Source organism: Paenibacillus sp. 2003 (assembly GCF_031455635.1).
Classification (GTDB): Bacteria; Bacillota; Bacilli; order Paenibacillales; family Paenibacillaceae; genus Paenibacillus; species Paenibacillus amylolyticus_B.
The window spans coordinates 530,203-550,726 of sequence record NZ_JAVDTB010000001.1; the positions used below are offsets into that span (position 1 = coordinate 530,203).

A 20,524-nucleotide genomic window follows, 5' to 3' on the forward strand; every position below is an offset into this window, starting at 1 on the left:
AAGCGAAGACCGAAGTCAGTGAATTCTTATGACCAGAAAAGCGCACAAAAAAAGCGCTCCCGGCCATGGATGGAAGGAGCACTTTAGATTCGGAACAATTATGAAGATTGTGGTGTTTTATTTCGTGGGGGCAGTGGGCCCAAATACTGATAGTACTGGGTTTCAATTCGTCCGTTGAACAACTTGCGACGTTTGTCAGCCTTATGACCGAAATACTCCTCGAAAGCTTTGGTCGACGTGATTGCAAAAAAGGACCATGTTGGCATGTCGAGGTAACTGCGCCCTAATGAGCGGAGCAACTTCTGAACTTCTTTTTCTTCACTCAAACGTTCACCATATGGGGGATTGGTAATGATGACACCATATTCACCCTGTGGTCTTGCGCGATGCGCGGGCAGGACGCTGACTTCAATATCTTTGGCGAAGCCGGCACTCTTGATTGCAGCCTGAGCTACTTCAATCGCTTCAGGATCAATATCGCTGCCTGAAATCTGTAACGGGACATCGTCACGTACAGCATCAAATGCTTCTTCGCGCGCCTGTTCCCACAATTCTTCAGGAATAACAGCCCAGTCCTCTGAGTTGAAGGTCCGACGAAGTCCTGGTGCAATGTTCCAGCCGATCATAGCGGCTTCGATCAGCATTGTGCCTGATCCACAGCATGGGTCATAGAATGGACGGGATACATTCCAGCGACTGAGTTGAATAAGAGCGGCAGCAAGTGTTTCTTTGAGTGGCGCTTCGGTAACGAGTTTACGATAACCCCGTTTATGAAGACCTGGTCCCGTTGTATCTAAAGTAAGCAGGGCGCGATCGTTCAACAGAATGACCTCAATTACATAACGAGACCCATCCTCTGGGAACCATTCCGTGTCATAAGTCAGCTTCAGTTTCTCTACGATTGCTTTTTTCACGATTCCTTGTGATGCAGGCACACTGCTTAACTGGGATTTTTGAGAACGACCCTCTACAGGGAATTCGCCGTCGGCTGGAATCCACTCTTCCCAAGGCAGTGCTTTGGTGCCTTCAAACAATTCGTCGAAAGTCGTGGCAGGGAATTCACCCATTTTCACCAATACACGATCCGAACTTCTCAGCCATAGATTACAACGGCAAATATCAATATAATCTCCTGTAAAGAAAACCCGTCCATTGTCGATCGTAACATCTTCATACCCCAGTTGTTTCAGTTCCCGGGCAACAACAGCCTCGAGTCCCATCGCCGAGGTTGCAATCAATTGCAATTGAGCCATGTGATTCATTTCAACTCCATTTCAAGCTGGAGAAGGGAAATCCTTCTCTCTGCTGTATAGTAACGGTGCGGCCTTGCCGCTTTCCGTGAAAAAACTTACAATGAGAAATGCGGTGAACGTATGCATTCCTCTCTCAAGGTGATGCACTAGTCAACCGCCTGTGTTGATAACAAACATTTATTATAGAACATTGGCATCCATATGGAAAGCAGTCCAAGTGTCCAAGGAGGATTTTAGTGGTGAATCTGACCCCTGATGAATATGTAAATCAATTATTTCAAGAGGATGAGCTTTTGCTAAAAGTGAAAGAGGCTATCCGTTCGAACGGTATGCCGGAAGTTTCGGTTGCTGCGGCGTATGGACGACTGCTCACGTTTCTAGCCAAGACATCCAAAGCAGAAGCTGCGCTCGAAATCGGCGTGCTGGGCGGTTACAGTGGGATTTGCATCGCACGCGGTTTACGTGAGAGTGGAACCCTGACTTCGCTGGAACTAAAAGAGGAATATGCGGCAATGGCGCGTGGTCATCTGGAAGAAGGCGGTTTTGGTGAAAAAGTGGAGTACCGCATTGGCCCGGCGGCAGACAGCCTGAAGCAATTGGAGCAGGAAGGTCGCACATTCGATTTCTTCTTTATTGACGCAGATAAGGAGAATTATCCGGTATATCTTGACTATGCCATTAAGCTGGCCCGGCCAGGTGCTGTTATTGTAGGCGATAATTGTTTCCTGCGAGGTCGTACACTGAATCCGGACAAGCAGGGTCCGGCCGTGCTTGCTGTTCGTCGCTTCAATGAACAGATGGCAAGTGACCCGCGTCTGGTGACGACGATGTTGCCGGATTACGATGGGTTGGTACTTGCCTGGGTAAAGTGAAGAACCCCTAATGATAAAACTCTGACGGAACACGATCTCACCTTTTATGTTTGTGAGGGGGATCGTGATTCTGTGCGGAGTTTTCTAAAAACACACAAAGAAAGAGATGACTACATTTTGAATGACAGAAAATGTGTCGTCTCTTTCTTTGTGTTTACAGATATCGTTGTAGTAGTTCTTTTTTATACTTCAGGTGTTCCGTACGTTTCGAACCATTTTTTGATGGTGTCAAAATCATCACTGAAGGACAAGCCCAGCATCAATAATACACGAGCTTGTTGTGGACTGAGGTTGTCGCCTGCAATGATACCTTTGCCACCGCCATACACACTTCCTGAACCCGTCCGAGTGGTGGTCACAAAGATGACACCTTCTTCAATGGCTTTGGTACGAGCTTGTCCCATAGCTCTGGAGATACCGCCAGCTCCGGTACCTGAAGTCACGATTCCTTTGGCACCGCTGCTCACAAATCCTTCAATGGCTCCGCCGCCAGCTTCTTGATATGAGATCGCAATTTCTACTTTGGCCAGATCTGCCTTTGTGATTTTACTTAGATCAAATACGGGCTTTGCTGTGCCTTCAGGTTTCAAGGCACGTGCAGGAGCACGGTAGATTCGAATGTTCTCTTCATCAATATATCCTACAGCGCCGAGCATCGGCGTTTCAAACGTATCTGTCCGATAATCATTTGTCTTGGTTACACCACGAGCAAGCTGGATTGTGTCATTCAACATGAGTACTGTGCCGAATGAAGTGGTACGACCACTACCTGCAAGCTTGATGGCGTTGTACAGATTGGCTTGAGCGTCAGAGCCGATGACTGTCCATGGACGCATGGAGCCTGTGATGACGACCGGTTTGTCACTCTGAACAGTCATATCGAGGAAATAAGCGATTTCTTCCATTGTATCTGTACCCGTGGTAACGACAACACTGTCGTACATTGCCAGAGCTTTGTCTACCGTCTGCGACAAGTCATAGAGGTCGGCCATGCTATAGGAACCTGAACCTGAGTTTCCGAATTGGAGCGTGCTAACATCAGCAATCTTCTGTTTATCCGGTAAGGCGTCTACCATCTCTCCAATCGGAAGTGTGCCTGCCTTGTAATTCTGGAAGCTGGTGGCATCCTCGGATTGTCCGGCAATCGTTCCGCCAGTTCCGATTACCAATACATTAGGTAGTGCAGATTGCTTGGAAGAGTCTGGTATTGCGGGAATGGAAGTATTGCGAGCTGGGGTAGTGGTTACTGTCTGAACAGCACCTGTTGTGCCTTTCACCTCTACCGTAGCTGCGTGCGTGGCGTAGGTTCCAATGGGGGACAACGAGATGGTTAATGCTGTTAAAGCTGCGGTACTCCATACGGCCCAGGGACGAAGATTGGATGTTTTACTCATGAATAGCACTCTCCTTCAAGTAAGTGTGATGTTAAGTTTGTTAAGAAGAATATGTATACCATTTCAAATTGATTGTATTTTATGTTAAGTAATATGACAAACATAGATAATGGTAGAGTAATCGGTTACATTCATAGATAATGAGAGTAAAGTGATTATTTATGAGGAATTACGAAAGAATATTCATTCTGATAGAGATATATAAGAGTTGATTTTAGTTGTTTTGAAGAGAAATATGCTTTAATTGTGTTAGTTAATATTACATATTGAGTCTTTTGTCCTGATAAAATGAAGAATTTTAATAAAAGAATGTCGAATTGGGACTCATATCAGAAGTAGGTAACAGAATAAGAGGATGATAGTAACGCATATTAGGTAATGGGGATCAATTACGGTCTAAAGAGTGGTTTCGTTATAGAGTTATGTTTATAATAGGGTGATCAACATATGTAAATAAATATATAATATTGATTGGAGGAGAAACGATGAAACAGGCACCGAGAAAGTATGCAAATTACATTCCGATTCGGGAACTGGAGACTTTGGAAGAGAGGTTATCTCCCTTCAAGGTGTATGCAGAACTTCGTGATAACACTCCAGTCCGATATGATGAGCATCGAGAATGTTGGGATGTTTTCGGGTATGAAGATGTGAAGTACGTTCTGAAAAATCCCAAACTGTTCTCTTCTGCACGTGATCGTGCCAATACGAGCATGTTGACGACAGACCCTCCCAAACACAAACAGCTGCGTGATCTGGTGAATCAGGCGTTTACACCTAAGGCAATTGAAGCATTGGCTCCGCGTATTCAGGAGATCACAGATGAGTTAATTGCTCCACACCTGTCAGAAGGACATATGGAACTTATTGATGACCTTGCAACACCATTGCCCGTCATTGTCATTGCGGAATTGATCGGAGTCCCTGCGGCGGATCGTCAAAAGTTCAAAGACTGGTCTGATGTATTGGTGAAAGGCGCACGTGACGATAGTGAGCAGGCCTTCCAGGAGTTATTGGAGGAGAAAAAAAGAAATATGCAGGAGTTGCATATCTATTTCACTGGCATTATGGAAGAACGTCGGTTGCAGCCAAAGGATGATCTGATCTCATTGCTGCTTGCTGCGGAGATTGATGGTCAGAAATTGACTTCAGATGAAGTGGTAGGCTTCTGTATTCTCTTACTTGCTGCCGGTAATGAAACAACAACCAACCTGATTACCAATGCGGTTCGTATTCTGTCTGAACAACCCGAGCTACAACAGGAGTTGCGCGAACAGCCTGAACGGATTACTTCTGCGATTGAAGAGACGCTGAGATATTATCCGCCAATTGTCGCGATTGGGCGGGTCGCCAAGGAAACTGTAGAGTTGAATGGTCAGATGATTCAAGCTGGAGAGCAGGTGATTTCCTGGGTTGGAGCAGCCAATCGGGACAGTGCCCAATTTGAAAATCCGGAAGATTTCATCTCTGATCGCAAGCCGAACAGGCATATGGGCTTTGGTTTTGGCATTCATTTTTGTTTGGGTGCACCACTCGCTCGATTGGAGGCAAGGGTAGTTCTTCATACATTGCTTCAGCACATGGAGCACATTCAACTTGTGCCGGGAACGCCTCTGCAACCGATACAAAGTGCTTTTGTGTATGGTGTGAAACATTATCCGATACAATTCAATCTAATAAATAAATGATGAATGGCGCATGAATGACAAAAGCCGCTCTCAGGCCAATTAGGCGCTGGAAGCGGCTTTTTCAAATAAAAAAGTAAGATGTACTCATTAAGAAATGGATAGGGAATCAGGATTCTCGAATAGAAGCAGGTTTGTTATACAATTTGAATCGGACCCAAACCATATTAATTAGCAGCAGTCCGCCAGATACGATAAACAGACCTTCGATCCCGATGAATCCTGCCATAAAACCTCCAATGATCGCTCCAAGCATGTTGCCCAGCGCCAGAGTACTCGTATTAAAACTGAATGCACGGCTGATCATGCTATCGGATGTGTAGGAGCGGATCAAGGCGTTAACGCTTGGAAGCAGGCCACCCATGAACACACCCATCATGAAACGAACAAGAATGAGCTGCCACACGGTCTGAACAAATGCCTGCGGAATAAGCATGAGTCCTGTACCTATGAGGGAGAACGTCAGCACCTTGTGAGGACCAATCCGGTCACTCAGCTTCCCGAGAATCGGAGACATCGCCATATTGGATAGTCCCGTAACTGCACCGACAAGCCCTGCCCAGAAGGCCACGTTTACATCCGAAGCATGCAATTTTTGCACATACAGCGGCAAGAGTGACATGGGGCTAATCATTGCAAACTGCAACAGAAAGGTCACAGCAAACAGTGCGGGCAGTTGAGGTGACTTGTTCAATTCCTTCAGACCGGACAATACGGATTGTGCCGGCAGTTTGGCTGCTTCTTGACGGTCAAATTTCTCCCTCACCAGGAACATGGCGAGCATGGAAGCAACAAAGATCAGTCCACCTGTAATATAGAAAATGGGGCGGAAGCCTACCGCATCCGCTAACAAGCCACCAATGAGCGGCCCCAGAATTGTGCCGGCAACCTGCCCGGACTGACTGATTCCCATGGCAAAACCCATGCGGTCTTTCGGAGTGGTACCCGATATCAGCGCAACAGCCGCTGGATTGAAACCGGAGATGGTACCGTTAAGCAAACGCAATAAGAGAAGCTGCCAGGGATTCTGTGCCAGACCCATAAGGGCAATTACGATGGCCATCCCGAATCCCGAACGCAGCAGCATTACTTTTCGGCCATACTTGTCTGATAACTTGCCCCAGAGCGGTTGGAACAAAAATGAGGTGAGGAAATTGGCTGCAAAAATAAATCCCGCCCATATGCCAATTTCATGTTCGCCAACAACGCCCAGATCTCTTGCGAGATAAAGAGACAAAAATGGGGTAATCATGGTCATGCCCGAATTGACCAAAAATTGTCCGAACCAAAGCACAATGAGGTTTACTTTCCACGTTTTCAAAGTGCTTTCACTTCCTTTCAAAGATATTTCTGTAATTCTCAAAAAAACACCATTCTTTCATTATAACATAATTGGCATATGAGGGATGGGTGTAAGGAATGTCATAGTATTGTCACGTAGAACGCATCTGCATGTGGTTGTTACGGCTGTTTAAAAAGGGCATAATGGTAATTATGAGTCCAAAAACTATTGGAGGCTTCTTACATGAGCTATAATGATCGACTGATTCGGGCAAGTTTCAAACAACAGGTAGACCGTGTCCCGGTGTGGTACATGCGTCAAGCTGGGCGTTACGATCCTGAATATCGCAAAATCAAAGAAAAGTACTCCTTGTTAGAAATCTGCAAACAACCCGAGCTGGCGGCTGAAGTTACACTCATGCCGGTACGCAAACTTGGTGTAGATGCGGCTATTTTGTATTCCGATATTATGAATCCGGTTGCCTCTCTGGGCATTGATTTTGACATTGTAAAAAATATTGGTCCAGTTATTGATAATCCTATTCGGTCCGCTGCAGATGTGGATCGGCTCCGTCCCATCGACGTAGAAGGAGATCTGTCACATATTCTGGAAACCATTCGAATTCTGGATAAGGAGCTTGACGTGCCTTTGATTACGTTTGCGGGCGCACCATTCACGATTGCAAGTTATCTGATTGAAGGCCGACCTTCGAAAGGTTATATCCGCACCAAAACGATGATGTACAGCGAGCCTGAGGTGTGGCACAAGCTGATGCAGAAGCTTGGTGATATGGTTATTACATATGTCCGTGCGCATATTGCGAATGGCGGTAAGGCATTCCAGTTGTTTGACAGCTGGGTTGGAGCACTTTCTCCCAAAGACTTCAGAACATATGTGTTGCCTACGATTACCCGTATCTTTACCGAATTATCGGATTTGAATGTACCGAAGATTTATTTCCCTGGTGTTGCATCCGGTGAGTTGTTGCCAGCACTGCATAATCTGCAAGCCGATGTGATTGGACTGGACTGGAGAGTATCCATTTCGGAAGGGCGTCAACGTCTTGGCGGCAAATTTGCAGTACAGGGTAACCTGGACCCATATGTGCTGACTGCGCCGATGGAACTGATCAAGGAGCAAGCCAAAGTGATTATTGACGAAGGAATCAAGGAGCCGGGTTATATTTTCAACCTGGGACACGGATTATTTCCTGAAGCATCGCTAGAGAAGCTCAGAGAACTAACGGCGTATATTCATGAATATTCTGCCGAAGCAATGAAGACTGGGGTGACGGTAACCAATGACTAATACTGTAGGTGTACTGGTGATGTCGTATGGCACACCCGAAAATATGGAGAGTGTTGAAGCGTATTACACACATATCCGCAGAGGACGTCCGCCTGAACCGGAGCAATTGAAGGAACTGACGGATCGTTATGAAGCGATTGTTGGCGGTGTTTTCCCCCTTCGCGAGAACACAGACAATCAGGTCAAGGCCCTTCAAGAGACATTAAACCGCGATGAGCGTGGCACTGATGTGGAATTCCGTTGTTATCAAGGACTGAAGCATGCCTATCCGTTTATTGAGGATGGCGTGGAGCAGATGGCCAAGGATGGAATTCAGACAGCGATTGGTATTGTACTGGCTCCTCATTTTTCCACGATGAGTGTAGGCAGTTATATCAAACGTGCGCGTGAAAAAGCAGAAGAGCTGGGCGTTCATATGTCCTTTATTGAGAGTTATCATCTGCATCCGAAGTTAATTCAGGCGTTGTCCACACGTGTCAGTGCCAAGTTGGATGCGTTCGAAGAAGCTGGAGCAAAACGCGGAGATGTGAAGGTGTTGTTTAGTGCGCACAGTCTGCCGGCACGTATTGTGGAGATGGGTGATCCATACCCGCAACAATTGCTGGAAACTTCGGAAGTGATTGCCTCACGTGTAGGAATAACCAATTGGCAATTTACGTGGCAGAGTGCCGGACGAACAGCTGAGCCTTGGCTCGGACCGGATATTCTGGATACGTTACAGGAGCTTTCTCGTGAACAGGTAGAGGATGTGCTTGTGGCACCAATCGGGTTTGTCTCGGATCATCTCGAAGTGCTCTATGATCTCGATATTGAGGCCAAATCGATTGCCAAAGAGATCGACATGCGCCTGATGCGTATTGATTCTCTCAATAGCGATCCTCTATACATGGAGACGTTAAGCGACGTTATTATAAGCCAATGGCAGCAAGGGTCGGATGAGTAATGGGTGATAAGAAACGCCGTGTTGTTGTTGTCGGCGGTGGCCTTACCGGCCTCAGCGCGGCATTTTATATCCGCAAGCATTACCGGGAAGCGGGCGTTGAACCCGTGATTACTTTGGTCGAGAAAAGCTCGTCCATGGGAGGCATGATTGAGACACTGCACCGGGATGGATTTGTGATTGAAAAAGGGCCGGATTCTTTCCTGGCTCGCAAAACAGCAATGATTGACCTCGCTAAAGAATTGGAGATCGATCATGAACTGGTCAGTCAGAATCCGGAGTCGAAGAAAACGTATATCATGCAGCGTGGCAAGCTTCATCCTATGCCAGCAGGACTTGTTCTCGGTATTCCGACAGAACTAAGACCATTCTTGAGAAGTGGTCTGGTCTCTCCGGCAGGCAAACTGCGGGCGTTGATGGATTTTGTCATCCCGCCGCGTCGTACAACAGAGGATGAATCGCTCGGTTATATGATTGAACGCCGTCTTGGAGCAGAAGTGCTGGAGAACTTGACGGAACCACTGCTCGCGGGAATCTATGCAGGTGATATGCGGCGATTGAGCCTCCAGGCTACCTTCCCGCAGTTCGGAGAAGTAGAGCGCGATTACGGCAGCTTGATCCGGGGCATGATGACGGGTCGCAAACCGGCTGAGACGCATACCGGAACAAAACGGAGCGCTTTTCTGAACTTTCGCCAGGGACTTCAGAGCCTTGTTCATGCACTCGTCCATGAGTTGCAGGATGTGGATCAACGTCTGAACACCGCGGTCAAATCGCTGCAACGACTTGATGGAGCGGAGACCAGATACCATGTTGAGCTGGAGAATGGTGAACAGCTTGAGGCGGATGATGTAGTGGTTACTGTGCCGACATATGTCGCGTCCGAGCTGTTGAAGCCTCACGTCGATACAGCAGCTCTGGATGCGATTAACTATGTGTCTGTAGCCAATGTAGTGCTCGCTTTTGAGAAAAAAGAGGTGGAGCATGTATTCGACGGGTCGGGTTTCCTCGTTCCGCGGAAAGAGGGTCGGAATATTACGGCTTGCACGTGGACATCGACGAAATGGCTGCATACCAGCCCGGATGATAAAGTACTGCTCCGCTGTTATGTTGGTCGCTCCGGTGACGAACAGAACGTAGAGCTTCCGGATGAAGCGCTGACGAATCTGGTTCTCAAGGATCTGAGAGAGACGATGGGAATTGAAGCAGTGCCGATCTTCTCCGAGATTACAAGGCTTCGTAAATCCATGCCACAGTATCCGGTGGGACACCTCCAACATATTGCCGCCCTCCGTGAGGAGCTTGGCAGCAAATTACCGGGTGTATACATTGCAGGTGCAGGTTATGAGGGTGTAGGCTTGCCTGATTGCATCAGACAAGCGAAGGAAATGTCTGTTCAGGCTACACAAGAGCTTGCAGCAGATTAAGTACAGCAAGAGAGCTGTCTCAAACGTAGAATTATCTACTGGAGAGATGGCTTTTTTATATGAAGATCTGGAAGCTAACCGAGTTAATACCCTTTCAATCGATACAGTTCCAAGGAATGATGGAAATCCAGAATATGCCTGATATAATGGTATGTATGGCTGTGAAGAAGAAGAGGAGTTGCTTATGTATCCCCCAAGATCAGAGCGAAGTGTAAAGAAGAAAAAAGGCAAACGCACGCGCAATACAATCATCTGGACAGTTAATATTGTATTGATCATGGCAATTGGTCTGGTGGGCATTTTTTATGTCATTAATACACGTCAGCAACAGGCAGACCAGCCAGTGAAACAAGAAATAGTTGATCAGGATAAGCCTTCCATTGGAGACGATGCCAAAGGTGGGGATCAAGTAAGTTCTCCAGACTCGGAATTCGATGAGACTTCGGAAGAAGAACCCGAAGCTACGGATGAAGAGACAACAGCGGATGCAGATAAGACATCTGGAGTAGCGACACCTGAAACTTCAGGCAATACCAATAGTGGGAAAGCAGAATCCGGAACGAAAAAACCTGCGGCAGATTCGACACCGTCCGGCACCAAGGGAAATGCAGGTGTGGATCAGGAATCAGGGACGTCGAAACCTTCCAATTCAGCGAAGGATGTCACGATTAACTTTGTGGGTGATATTCAATTTTCGGGCAAAGTTGCTGAGTTGCTGGATAAGAACGGTTATGACTATCCCTTTGCCAAACTCGGCAGATTATTCAAGGATGATGATCTTACCATCGGCAACCTGGAGACACCGATAATCCTGGGTGGAACTGGTGCAGTCGACAAAACCTATGTATACAAATCTTCGCCCAAAGCATTGGCGGCAATGGCCTCTGCGGGTTTTGATGCTGTCAACTTGGCTAACAATCATATTCTGGATCAGGGCGTAGAGGGCTTGGTGGATACGTTAACTTATCTTAAGGAATATGGCATAGCTCACACCGGGGCAGGTATGAACAGGGATGAGGCCTATGCACCAGCGTATCTGGAACGCAAAGGTATGAAGATTGCATTGCTTGGATTCTCCCGAGTGGTACCGGAAACGAGTTGGAAGGCGGAAGGCAATCGGGCTGGCGTGGCTGAAGCCTATGATTCCACAGGAGCAGTAACAGCGATCCAGGAGGCCCGTAAGAAGGCTGATCTGGTGATCGTGGTTGCACATTGGGGAGAGGAACGTGTAAGTACCCCGAATAGTGACCAGACCCGATTGGCTCATGAGTTTGTAGATGCTGGCGCTGATCTGGTCATAGGTGGTCATCCTCATGTGTTGCAAGGGTTGGAGTACTATAAGGGGAAGTGGATTGCATACAGTACGGGAAATTTCATTTTCTCCAGATCCACAACCGAAGAGACGTGGAAAACGGCGGTATTTCAGGCTCGCTGTAGTCAAGATGCAGCTTGCAGCATGAAAGTTATCCCTTATGAGGCCGGGCTAGGTCAGGCCATTCCAATGATTGATGAGGCGAACAAACTGCTGTTGGAACAGATGGCAAAGCTCTCCCCGGGTATTCGATATGATGGGAATGGAGTCGCTTCACCTAATTAAAAACCTTTTTGAGGAGGGAATCGAATGAACAACCTTTGTGTAGCACACCGTGGATTTTCTTCTATTGCACCAGAGAATACGATGGCTGCATTCCTGATGGCCATGGAGCGGCCTGAAGTTCAGTGGATGGAGTTGGATGTGCAGTTGTCGCGTGATGGTGTGCCAGTGGTTATTCATGATTTTACAGTGGATCGCACGACGAATGGGAAGGGTCTGGTTCGGGAAACTGATTGGGCTGATCTGCAACGTCTGGATGCCGGAGCATGGAAAAACAAGTCTTACAAAGGCGAACGGATTCCGGCGCTAAGTGAATTGTTAGATCGCTCGTGTGGAAGAGTGCGTTTGAACATTGAATTGAAAACACAGGGAGACATGTACCCGGGTCTGCCTGCGGCTGTTATACATGAAGTGAGAAAAAGACATATGCAAAATGATGTTGTGATCACCTCATTTGAACCAGCCGCTCTGATCGAAGTGAAGAAACTTGCACCGGAGATCCAGACGGGGCTGATTATTGATGCACGACCAGGTGATCTGTTAACCGCCCTGCGGCAGATGAATTGTACATTCCTCTCGATTGGATACACCAATGTAGACAAATCCTTAATGAACGAGATGCGGAGTGCAGGCATTCGGGTGATGGCTTGGACAGTGGATGACAAGACCATTATGAAGAAACTGGCGGCAGTTGATCCAGAACTCATGTTATGTACGAACCGTCCTGACGTATGGGAGTTGGCATTTCAGGAGACGAGCAGCCGATTTTTCAGACCCTAACTTTCCTATATGCACTAATGAATCCGATAAAGGTGGTAATATACCCATGTTGACTAACATTCGCAATGTATACTGTGTAGGACGCAATTATAAACTTCATGCGGAAGAATTAGGTAACGCGGTTCCGGATGAGCCAATGATCTTTATGAAACCTTCCCATGCACTCGTGCCCCTGAATGGTGAAACCCTTGAATTGCCTGCTACCAAGGGTGAAGTTCACTATGAAGCTGAATTGGTCGTGCAAATCGGCCGGAGTTATGAGCCAGGTATGGCGGTAGATGAGCTGGCGGATGCGTATGCGTTTGGTATTGATTTTACGTTACGTGACGTACAGACCGTGATTAAGAAAAAGGGCCACCCGTGGACAGCGGCCAAAGGGTTCAGAAATTCCGCTCCGGTTACTGCATTTAAGGCATTTCCGGGTGCGGCAGCATTACTGGAGAAAGACTTTACATTGACCAAAAATGGTGAGGAAGTCCAGCGTGGTAACATTCGTAACATGATCTTCAGTTTACAGGATATTGTGGATTATGTAGGTCACCATTACGGCCTAGGGCCGGGCGATGTCATTTTTACAGGAACACCGGAAGGCGTTGGACCAACACAAGCAGGAGATGTGCTCGAACTGGCATGGGACGGCGAATCCTTGGGTGCCTGCACGATTGGGGCAGCGCAATAAGGATTACACATCATACCTGCTTGAGATGAATAGGTTACAAGAAAGGGGCGTGAATACGCTCCTTTTTGCTGTGTTATCGTGGATATATGCTTATACCTTCATCGTACGGATACGCTACTAATTTACACCAAGCTGTATGCTGTATTTGCGCTCTGTGTGACCAACTCTTCAAGTTCAGCTTGTTGTGCAGCATGTTGCTCCGAACTGATACTTCCACTTGCGAGCCGTTCATCCAACTGCTCTCTGAGCTGTCTTATTTGTATAGCAATGACCTCATCCAAATTCCCGTTGTTTTCTTCCGTAATCGTCCTCAGTGATTTGCCGTTGTACAGCTCCTGATACAGATCCGCTTCTGAAGCTTGATTCAGAGCGCTGAGCAGCTCGTCGCTGTTTCCCTCACGAGTATCCAAGTCAACGATGGACCATTTAGCAGTAGGTATGGGAGAGATGGCGGATTGGCCCCAAGCTGTTCCAGCGAAGGACATGGTGACAATCATTGTGCCTATAATAATGACTCTTTTCATATTCATATGGATAATCCTCATTTCTGTAGTTGAGTACGAACTGAATCGTAACTTGTCGTTGATGTATTTGTAGGTGTTTCGATCTGAGAATAGTGTAAACGGGAAACCTGAAGTGAAACTTAAAACAGGATAAGTAATTTCAACCTAGCGGAGAATGGCTGCAAAAAGAAAAGATCACTAACATAATTCACACTTGACAGGTTGGGTTAGTTGGTTATATGATAATCTCAATTATTTTAATACTCATTAAATGAACAGTGAAATAATTTGAACTGAAAACTGCATTGAGCTGATTGGACCACCAAAGGCTCCCGGGACTACTCCTCTAAGGAATGTCCTCGGGGGCCTTTTTTTGTTCGCTGTTGAAGCTTCAAACGATCAAGGAGGTTATGAAATGAGCGATAGAGACTGGGAAGCGTTGGAGCGGACGGATTGGTTATTTCGCAAAATGGTCAGACGATTCGTCAAAGAGCGGGATCGCATCTCTGTAGAAGGTATCAGCCTGCCAGGCATGCTTATCCTGCACAAAATCATTCGTGAGGGAGAACAGCGGCTTGGAGATCTGGCAGAACAATTGGATTTTACATCGGGTGCCATTACAGCTCTGACCGATAAGTTGGAGAAAAAGGGACTCACCATCCGCAGACGAAAGGAAGATGACCGCCGGACGGTTTTGCTGGACATCACATCCAGCGGGCGGGAGATGTATGCGAGAAACAGCAATATCGGTGCCCGATGTATCACGCTTCTGTTTGAGGGTTTTACGAGTGAGGAACTGGAGCAACAAAGTCGATTCTACGAGCGGGTAGTAGCGAATCTGGAGGGATTCTCGGACACGGTGCTGGAATTGGCGGAGAACAACGGGATACAAGAACATGATCGGTCCTCCACAAGTAACCTTGAGCAGAAGCAGCGGGACAATACCGGGAAGAGTAACTATCTCAGTTATTGAGGTTGGGTCAAAGTAACGACATTTGATATACCACAAACATTCTAAGGGAGAGATGATCAATGGGACACTCAACAATATATCCAACTGGAGCAACGTTATACAATCCGGATAAGGCTTGGGGCGGTTATACCGTTTATCAGGCAGGTGAGGAAGGCGTAGTGTTGATCGATATGAATGGCAAGGAGGTTCACCTGTGGAAAGGATTATTAGGTTTTCCGGCCAAAATATTACCTGGCGGCTACGTGCTGGGCAGCACGGGTCGGAGAGATCCGAAGTTCGGTATTCAGGATAATGTCGATCTGGTTCAGGTGGATTGGGACGGCAACATTGTATGGAAATACAATAGCTACGAACACATCGAAGATCCGGGGTATGAGCCACTATGGTATGCCCGCCAGCATCATGATTATCAGCGTGAGGGAAATCCGGTAGGTTATTATGCACCTGGCCTTGCGCCAAAGACGAAGAGTGGCAAGACCCTTATTCTGGCACACAAAAATGTGAGTAACCCGCAAATTTCAGATAAGCCATTGCTTGATGATGTCATTATCGAAGTCGATTGGGAGGGGAAGGTACTTTGGGAGTGGCTGCCTAACGAACACTTTGAAGAATTAGGTTTTGATGAAGCTGCTCGAAATGTCCTGTTCCGTGACCCGAATACACGCTCTTTCGGTCATTTGGGTGGTGGTGTTGGTGACTGGTTACATATTAATTCTGCTTCTTATGTCGGACCCAACCGTTTCTATGAGGAAGGAGACGAACGGTTCCACCCCGACAATATTATCTGGGATGCCAGAGAGGCCAACATTATCGCCATTACAGACAGACAGAGCGGAAAGATCGTGTGGAGACTAGGACCAGACTATACTTCAACTGAAGTGAAACACATTGGCACAATTATCGGACAGCATCATGCACATATCATTCCCCAAGGTCTACCGGGTGAAGGGAATTTGCTCGTATTCGACAATGGCGGCTGGGCAGGTTACGGCCTTCCAAATCCGGCTTCTCCATTTGGATTGAAACATGCGATTCGGGATCACTCCCGTGTACTGGAGATTAACCCGGTCACCCTGGAGATTGTCTGGCAGTATACATCGGCAGAAGCAGGTTTCTCGGTTCCGACGGATTCTTATAAATTTTATAGCCCATACATCAGTTCCGCCCAGCGTTTACCTAACGGCAACACCCTGATAACCGAAGGTTCCAATGGCAGATTGTTCGAAGTCACAGCGGAGCATGAGCTGGTCTGGGAGTATGTCTCCCCGTACACGGATGGGCGGAATACCAATATGGTCTATCGCTCGTATCGAGTTCCTTATCAGTGGGTTCCACAGTTGGAGAAGCCGCAGGAAGTTGCCATCGAAGCCATTGATGTCTCCACCTACAGGGTGCCGGGAGCAGCACCCAAAGGTTCTGCATCCATCGTGAGCGTAGAGACAACTCTTCCATTTGTGGAGGGTGCAGCCTGTGTGGCAACTTCGGATGAAGGCAAGTCGGGCGGTTAAGCGTCAAGAATCACGACTAGATCGAATGGGGTGTATATTGTGAGAAAACCATCCATAATTACCGGCGTATTGATATTATTCCTGGCTACGGCACTCATATTATCCGGATGCAGTTCAAACGCAGCAGGATCTGGAGCAAACGACGCTACCGGCAAGAATACCGATAATGTAAAAATTCGAATTGCAGATACAAGTACGAACCCAACGTTCAGGGTAGCCATTGCCAAAGGTTTTTTTGAAAACCGGGGCATAGATGCAGAGAGTATCACGTTTGGCTCACCGGCTGAAGGTGTAAATGCACTATTTATCAAACAGGTTGATGTTGCGTACGGAGCGGACTTCCCTGTATTGAATGCTCTGGCTAAAGGGGAATATTCAGTCATCGCTTCTGCAGGCCAAACTACGGATGAAGCGGCAGCCGCCTGGAAGCTGTATGCAAGGGATGATATTCAGAGTGGAGCAGATTTGAAAGGCAAGAAAGTGAGTTTCATTCGAGGCACATTTATTCCATATCTATGGGATGAATATTTGAAAGATCAGGGGGTGGCGCTGAGTGATGTGACGCAAATTGGTCAGGGGGCTTTTGATGAAGCCTACATCGCACTGAAACAGGGAGACCTTGATGCCGCTTGGGTTATAGGTTCCGCGTTAACTGATAAATTCGATGCACTCGAAGGAGTCCATCAGCTGACAGATATGTCTCAGACCCCTATACGCCTTGGTATGGGATTGGTATCAAGTAATGAATTCATCCAGGCAAACCCTGAAAAGATAAGTGACTTCCTTGCGGCGCTGGATGAAGCATCCACGTATGCCCAAGCGCATCCTGAAGAGGTTGCCGATCTGATGTATCAAGAGACAAAACAGCCTAAAGATGCCACGTTGAAAGATCTTCCGATCAATCCATGGGAAGTTGGATTTACGCAGGCTGCTTATGATAGTTTGGCGGGTCAGAAGCAATATATGGTGGACACCGGAATCATCGAACAGGATTTTGATCTCGACACCAAACTCAATCTGACTTCTCTCCAGCAGGCTCTGCCGGAAAAAGTGACATATAGTAAATAATTCATATTGAAATGGGAGGTGTCCGTTATGTCCTTTCCTGCAACTCAGCATACCATTCATATTGAACAGCTGCGGAAAACGTATCATGCCCCGACCAATGGGGATGTGCATTATATCATTAAGGATGTCGATCTGGTTATCAAGGGAGGAGAGTTCTTTGTCCTGCTTGGTCCCAGCGGGTGCGGGAAGTCAACGCTGCTGAATATGATCGCGGGTTTCATCTCCAAGTCGGGTGGACAGCTCAAGGTAGACAACGAGGAGATCGACAGACCGGGCAGGGATCGGGCAATGGTATTCCAGCAGGCGGATTCTTCTCTCTTTCCATGGCTAACTGTGAGGGAAAATGTTGAATTCGGACTTCGAATGTCCAAGGTACCTAAGACACAACGACGTGAGATCTCTGATCGATACATCCAGCTTGTGGGACTGAGTGCTCATGAGGGGAAATTTCCAAAAGAACTATCGGGGGGCATGAAGCAGCGGGTTCAATTGGCCCGTGTACTTGCGAATGACTCGGCGATCTTGTTGATGGATGAGCCATTCGGTGCGCTGGACGCGATGACACGGCGGACGATGCAGAAGGAACTGGTGAATATCTGGAAAGAAACTCATAAGACCGTTATCTTTGTCACCCACGATATTCAGGAGGCGTTATTGCTTGGTGAGCGCATAGGCATTATGTCCGTAGGTCCGTCTTCGAATATAACGGATATTTACCACAACACGTTACCTTACCCTAGGAACATCGCCTCGTCTGAGTTCAACACCCTGTATGACCGAATTCAAGGCCACTTTGAAGAATAACTGAGGTGATATGTAAGATGAAATGGTTAGAGAAAAAATGGGTGTCTATCCCGCTTCTATGGGTAACGGTCATCTTAATCTGGCAGCTTGGTGCCCTTATCTATGGGCCCGACGTGATCCCTGGTCCGTGGGATACGATCCTGGGAGCACGCGAACTGATAGCTGACGGTACGCTGATGGAGTATATCGGAATCAGCTTCACTCGTGTACTGGCGGGCTGGGTACTCGGAAGCATCATTGCTATTCCGGTAGGGCTGATTATTGGCAAAGTTCATCTCATCCGGCTGTTCGCGGAACCGTTCCTTAACTTTATACGTTTTATCCCGCCGATCGCCTTTATTACCTTATTTCTGGTGTGGTTCGGAATTGGTGAGCAATCCAAGATCGCGCTCATTATGTATGCAACCTTCTTCATTGTTGTATTGAATACACTGACAGGTGTACTCTCCGTTGAAGAAGACAAAATCCGGTCGGCCCGCAGTATGGGAGCCAATGAACGGCAGATTCTGCTGCATGTGATTGTTCCGGCGACAACCCCGTATATCTTCACGGGTGTGCGACTGGCGATGGGAACCTCGTATATGGCCATAATCGGTGCTGAGATGATTGCCTCGAATGAGGGAGTGGGTTACTTAATCTGGAATTCCAGACTCTTTTTCCGAACAGATTGGATCTTTGTCGGACTGATTTCCCTGGGTTTTATGGGATTCCTGACGGATCGATTGTTCAACTGGTTTGGTCGCAGAGTACTTTACCGATATGGAGTCATTGGAGGAGCGAAGCGGGTCTGAAACAGAACCTAGAAATACCGAATTACAGACGTTACTTGAAAAGGGAAGTTATCTTGTTTTAACGTTTGATCAATAACCTGTTTTGGCACTTCTACACGAGGCCGAAACAGGTTTTTTGTGTGCTGGCGTAAGGAGTTTCGGCATTGGGATCAAACCGTGGTATAATTGAATTTCAAAAATACAATTAACGTCATGCGGGCTGTACATACGCTGCATGCAGGAGACATTATGGATTGGATTATTGGCGCCGTATGCGCTTCTATGGTGGCAGGTGCTGCCTATGCGAAAAAGTCGCTAACCCTGTCTGGCTGCCTGGCAGCCATCATGATGGGAACGATATATTACGGAGCGGGTAACCTGTTCTGGTTTGGCACGTTATTGTTGTTTTTCATTACTTCAACGTTGCTCTCCAGGTTTCGTAAAGATCGGAAGCAGGAGCTGGAGAAATCCTATGCCAAGTCAGGAAATCGGGATGCCGGGCAAGTGATGGCTAATGGTGGAATGGGCATGTTCCTATGTCTGGGATACTGGATATTTCCACATCCGGCATGGGTATATGCTTTCATTGGTGTAATGGCTACCGTTACATCGGATACATGGGCAACCGAAATTGGGAGTCTCAGTCGTAAGCCGCCGCGCTCTGTGCTCACGTGGAAGGTACTTACGCCAGGTGCTTCAGGTGGTGTTTCACTTCTTGGCACCGTGGCTGCAGCCGTAGGCGGGGCTCTGATTGGTGCGGGAGCATTCTTGTTTTCCTGGATCGCCGGGATCGAAGGGCTTGGTCTGCTTAGTTGGACTTTTGTCGGTCTTGTAGGCGGGTTGGCAGGGGCTTTTGCCGATTCCTATCTGGGCGCAACGGTGCAAATGATGTATCGTTGTACTGTGTGTGGCCGTGAAGTTGAGGTGCATGAACATTGTGGGCATCCAACGGTTCGGGCTCGTGGCTGGACATGGATGAGTAACGACCTGGTGAACGTGCTTAGCTCAGTGATCGGCGGATGTGTGGCGATTGGTTTAGGTAACATTTTGGCGTTGTAGGAGGGAGTAACATTTGAACACTGTACAGGGAGACAAATCGGAAGCTATTTTGGATGCGGCCTATGGTATTTTTGGCTCGAAAGGTTTTTATGAGACAAAAATGTCTGATATTGCAGACGAAGCCGGCATCGCAAAAGGCACCATTTATTTATATTTCAAAAGCAAGGAACAATTATTTATCGCAGTATCCAAGCGGGACTGTAACAGCTTTATTAGCCGCCTGGAATATGCTTTGAACTCGCATGAGAACACAGGTGATAAACTTGGAGCAATAGCCAAGACTCACCTTACGTATTATTATGAGCGCCGCAATCATACCAAGCTCTTTTTTATGGCACCCAATAATGATCCGGACCTGATGAAATTCATGAAGTCATTCATGAATCAATACATGAGTATGGTTTGTGAGGTATTGGAAAGTGCAAGTGTACCTGAGCCTGTATTGCTTGCTGAAGCCTACATTGGAATCCTGGACCGGCTGAAGATGGATATTATGTTGAATCCGGAGTTTAATGAGGAACATCTGAACAAACGAATTGCTTTTGCAGCAGCATTGTTTCTGGATGGATGCCGTTCCTTTTTACAAGTTTAAAGTAAGTGCGTGGATGTACGTAATATTGAATTT

The 20,524-nt window shown here is 47.2% G+C and carries 19 protein-coding genes; 15 read left to right on the forward strand and 4 right to left on the reverse strand.

Annotated features, from left to right (window positions below; genetic code table 11):
- Nucleotides 1-98 precede the first annotated feature (98 nt).
- Nucleotides 99-1,253 carry a THUMP domain-containing class I SAM-dependent RNA methyltransferase gene (locus tag J2X75_RS02550; protein ID WP_310336624.1) on the reverse strand — a complete coding sequence of 385 codons (1,155 nt, stop codon included), beginning with the start codon at nt 1,251-1,253 and terminating at the stop codon, nt 99-101.
- 239 nt (nt 1,254-1,492) lie between these two features.
- On the opposite strand from J2X75_RS02550, the gene J2X75_RS02555 reads away from it, so the two are divergent.
- Nucleotides 1,493-2,125, forward strand: coding sequence for an O-methyltransferase (locus tag J2X75_RS02555; RefSeq protein ID WP_150364378.1), 633 nt, complete (start codon nt 1,493-1,495; stop codon nt 2,123-2,125).
- A gap of 182 nt (nt 2,126-2,307) precedes the next feature.
- Here the strand turns inward: J2X75_RS02555 and J2X75_RS02560 are convergent, their stop codons facing one another.
- A complete protein-coding gene (locus J2X75_RS02560) occupies nt 2,308-3,519 on the reverse strand; it encodes an asparaginase (RefSeq protein ID WP_310334134.1) in 1,212 nt (403 codons plus the stop codon).
- Nucleotides 3,520-4,004: 485 nt separating this feature from the next.
- Here J2X75_RS02560 and J2X75_RS02565 point away from each other — a divergent pair, with 485 nt between their 5' ends.
- Complete coding sequence (locus J2X75_RS02565) at nt 4,005-5,207, forward strand: cytochrome P450 (RefSeq protein ID WP_310334137.1); 1,203 nt, start codon at nt 4,005-4,007, stop codon at nt 5,205-5,207.
- Between the two features lie 106 nt (nt 5,208-5,313).
- Here the strand turns inward: J2X75_RS02565 and J2X75_RS02570 are convergent, their stop codons facing one another.
- Nucleotides 5,314-6,525 carry an MFS transporter gene (locus J2X75_RS02570; protein WP_076209040.1) on the reverse strand — a complete coding sequence of 404 codons (1,212 nt, stop codon included), beginning with the start codon at nt 6,523-6,525 and terminating at the stop codon, nt 5,314-5,316.
- 204 nt (nt 6,526-6,729) lie between these two features.
- Between J2X75_RS02570 and hemE the strand changes: the two genes are divergently transcribed.
- The 6 genes from hemE to J2X75_RS02600 all read left to right on the forward strand — a co-directional run bounded on the left by hemE (nt 6,730) and on the right by J2X75_RS02600 (nt 13,214).
- Nucleotides 6,730-7,794: a uroporphyrinogen decarboxylase gene (hemE, locus tag J2X75_RS02575; protein WP_133384225.1), complete on the forward strand. Its 1,065-nt coding sequence runs from the start codon at nt 6,730-6,732 to the stop codon at nt 7,792-7,794.
- On the forward strand, nt 7,787-8,737 hold the full coding sequence (gene hemH / locus J2X75_RS02580) for a ferrochelatase (protein WP_036609705.1): 951 nt from the start codon (nt 7,787-7,789) through the stop codon (nt 8,735-8,737). Before hemE ends, hemH begins: the two co-directional genes overlap by 8 nt.
- Nucleotides 8,737-10,161: a protoporphyrinogen oxidase gene (gene hemY, locus J2X75_RS02585; RefSeq protein WP_307413924.1), complete on the forward strand. Its 1,425-nt coding sequence runs from the start codon at nt 8,737-8,739 to the stop codon at nt 10,159-10,161. Before hemH ends, hemY begins: the two co-directional genes overlap by 1 nt.
- Before the next feature lie 184 nt (nt 10,162-10,345).
- Nucleotides 10,346-11,758, forward strand: coding sequence for a CapA family protein (locus J2X75_RS02590; protein WP_310334142.1), 1,413 nt, complete (start codon nt 10,346-10,348; stop codon nt 11,756-11,758).
- Nucleotides 11,759-11,782: 24 nt separating this feature from the next.
- Nucleotides 11,783-12,535: a glycerophosphodiester phosphodiesterase gene (locus tag J2X75_RS02595; protein ID WP_047842367.1), complete on the forward strand. Its 753-nt coding sequence runs from the start codon at nt 11,783-11,785 to the stop codon at nt 12,533-12,535.
- 46 nt (nt 12,536-12,581) lie between these two features.
- On the forward strand, nt 12,582-13,214 hold the full coding sequence (locus J2X75_RS02600; RefSeq protein ID WP_310334145.1) for a fumarylacetoacetate hydrolase family protein: 633 nt from the start codon (nt 12,582-12,584) through the stop codon (nt 13,212-13,214).
- Nucleotides 13,215-13,336: 122 nt separating this feature from the next.
- Here the strand turns inward: J2X75_RS02600 and J2X75_RS02605 are convergent, their stop codons facing one another.
- Nucleotides 13,337-13,744, reverse strand: coding sequence for a hypothetical protein (locus J2X75_RS02605; RefSeq protein WP_310334147.1), 408 nt, complete (start codon nt 13,742-13,744; stop codon nt 13,337-13,339).
- Between the two features lie 388 nt (nt 13,745-14,132).
- On the opposite strand from J2X75_RS02605, the gene J2X75_RS02610 reads away from it, so the two are divergent.
- The 7 genes from J2X75_RS02610 (at nt 14,133) to J2X75_RS02640 (ending at nt 20,491) form a co-directional block, all read left to right on the forward strand.
- The gene (locus tag J2X75_RS02610) at nt 14,133-14,690 is read left to right on the forward strand and encodes a MarR family winged helix-turn-helix transcriptional regulator (RefSeq protein WP_124113931.1); all 558 of its coding nucleotides are present in this window, start codon (nt 14,133-14,135) and stop codon (nt 14,688-14,690) included.
- A 59-nt stretch (nt 14,691-14,749) separates the two neighbouring features.
- Nucleotides 14,750-16,198, forward strand: a complete 1,449-nt coding sequence (locus tag J2X75_RS02615) for an aryl-sulfate sulfotransferase (protein ID WP_310334148.1) — start codon at nt 14,750-14,752, stop codon at nt 16,196-16,198.
- Between the two features lie 39 nt (nt 16,199-16,237).
- On the forward strand, nt 16,238-17,266 hold the full coding sequence (locus J2X75_RS02620) for an ABC transporter substrate-binding protein (protein WP_310334150.1): 1,029 nt from the start codon (nt 16,238-16,240) through the stop codon (nt 17,264-17,266).
- A gap of 27 nt (nt 17,267-17,293) precedes the next feature.
- A complete protein-coding gene (locus J2X75_RS02625; RefSeq protein WP_310334151.1) occupies nt 17,294-18,070 on the forward strand; it encodes an ABC transporter ATP-binding protein in 777 nt (258 codons plus the stop codon).
- A 17-nt stretch (nt 18,071-18,087) separates the two neighbouring features.
- The gene (locus J2X75_RS02630) at nt 18,088-18,861 is read left to right on the forward strand and encodes an ABC transporter permease (protein WP_310334152.1); all 774 of its coding nucleotides are present in this window, start codon (nt 18,088-18,090) and stop codon (nt 18,859-18,861) included.
- Between the two features lie 228 nt (nt 18,862-19,089).
- Nucleotides 19,090-19,899: a DUF92 domain-containing protein gene (locus J2X75_RS02635; RefSeq protein ID WP_310334153.1), complete on the forward strand. Its 810-nt coding sequence runs from the start codon at nt 19,090-19,092 to the stop codon at nt 19,897-19,899.
- A 13-nt stretch (nt 19,900-19,912) separates the two neighbouring features.
- Nucleotides 19,913-20,491 carry a TetR/AcrR family transcriptional regulator gene (locus tag J2X75_RS02640; RefSeq protein ID WP_310334155.1) on the forward strand — a complete coding sequence of 193 codons (579 nt, stop codon included), beginning with the start codon at nt 19,913-19,915 and terminating at the stop codon, nt 20,489-20,491.
- Nucleotides 20,492-20,524 lie beyond the last annotated feature (33 nt).

Bases quoted from the DNA above. Each gene is read 5' to 3' on its own strand.
- J2X75_RS02550 (WP_310336624.1), bottom strand. From the start codon at position 1,253: ATGGCTCAATTGCAATTGATTGCAACCTCGGCGATGGGACTCGAGGCT.
- J2X75_RS02560 (WP_310334134.1), bottom strand. From the start codon at position 3,519: ATGAGTAAAACATCCAATCTTCGTCCCTGGGCCGTATGGAGTACCGCA.
- J2X75_RS02565 (WP_310334137.1), top strand. From the start codon at position 4,005: ATGAAACAGGCACCGAGAAAGTATGCAAATTACATTCCGATTCGGGAA.
- hemE (WP_133384225.1), top strand. From the start codon at position 6,730: ATGAGCTATAATGATCGACTGATTCGGGCAAGTTTCAAACAACAGGTA.
- hemH (WP_036609705.1), top strand. From the start codon at position 7,787: ATGACTAATACTGTAGGTGTACTGGTGATGTCGTATGGCACACCCGAA.
- hemY (WP_307413924.1), top strand. From the start codon at position 8,737: ATGGGTGATAAGAAACGCCGTGTTGTTGTTGTCGGCGGTGGCCTTACC.
- J2X75_RS02590 (WP_310334142.1), top strand. From the start codon at position 10,346: ATGTATCCCCCAAGATCAGAGCGAAGTGTAAAGAAGAAAAAAGGCAAA.
- J2X75_RS02595 (WP_047842367.1), top strand. From the start codon at position 11,783: ATGAACAACCTTTGTGTAGCACACCGTGGATTTTCTTCTATTGCACCA.
- J2X75_RS02600 (WP_310334145.1), top strand. From the start codon at position 12,582: ATGTTGACTAACATTCGCAATGTATACTGTGTAGGACGCAATTATAAA.
- J2X75_RS02605 (WP_310334147.1), bottom strand. From the start codon at position 13,744: ATGAATATGAAAAGAGTCATTATTATAGGCACAATGATTGTCACCATG.
- J2X75_RS02610 (WP_124113931.1), top strand. From the start codon at position 14,133: ATGAGCGATAGAGACTGGGAAGCGTTGGAGCGGACGGATTGGTTATTT.
- J2X75_RS02615 (WP_310334148.1), top strand. From the start codon at position 14,750: ATGGGACACTCAACAATATATCCAACTGGAGCAACGTTATACAATCCG.
- J2X75_RS02625 (WP_310334151.1), top strand. From the start codon at position 17,294: ATGTCCTTTCCTGCAACTCAGCATACCATTCATATTGAACAGCTGCGG.
- J2X75_RS02630 (WP_310334152.1), top strand. From the start codon at position 18,088: ATGAAATGGTTAGAGAAAAAATGGGTGTCTATCCCGCTTCTATGGGTA.
- J2X75_RS02635 (WP_310334153.1), top strand. From the start codon at position 19,090: ATGGATTGGATTATTGGCGCCGTATGCGCTTCTATGGTGGCAGGTGCT.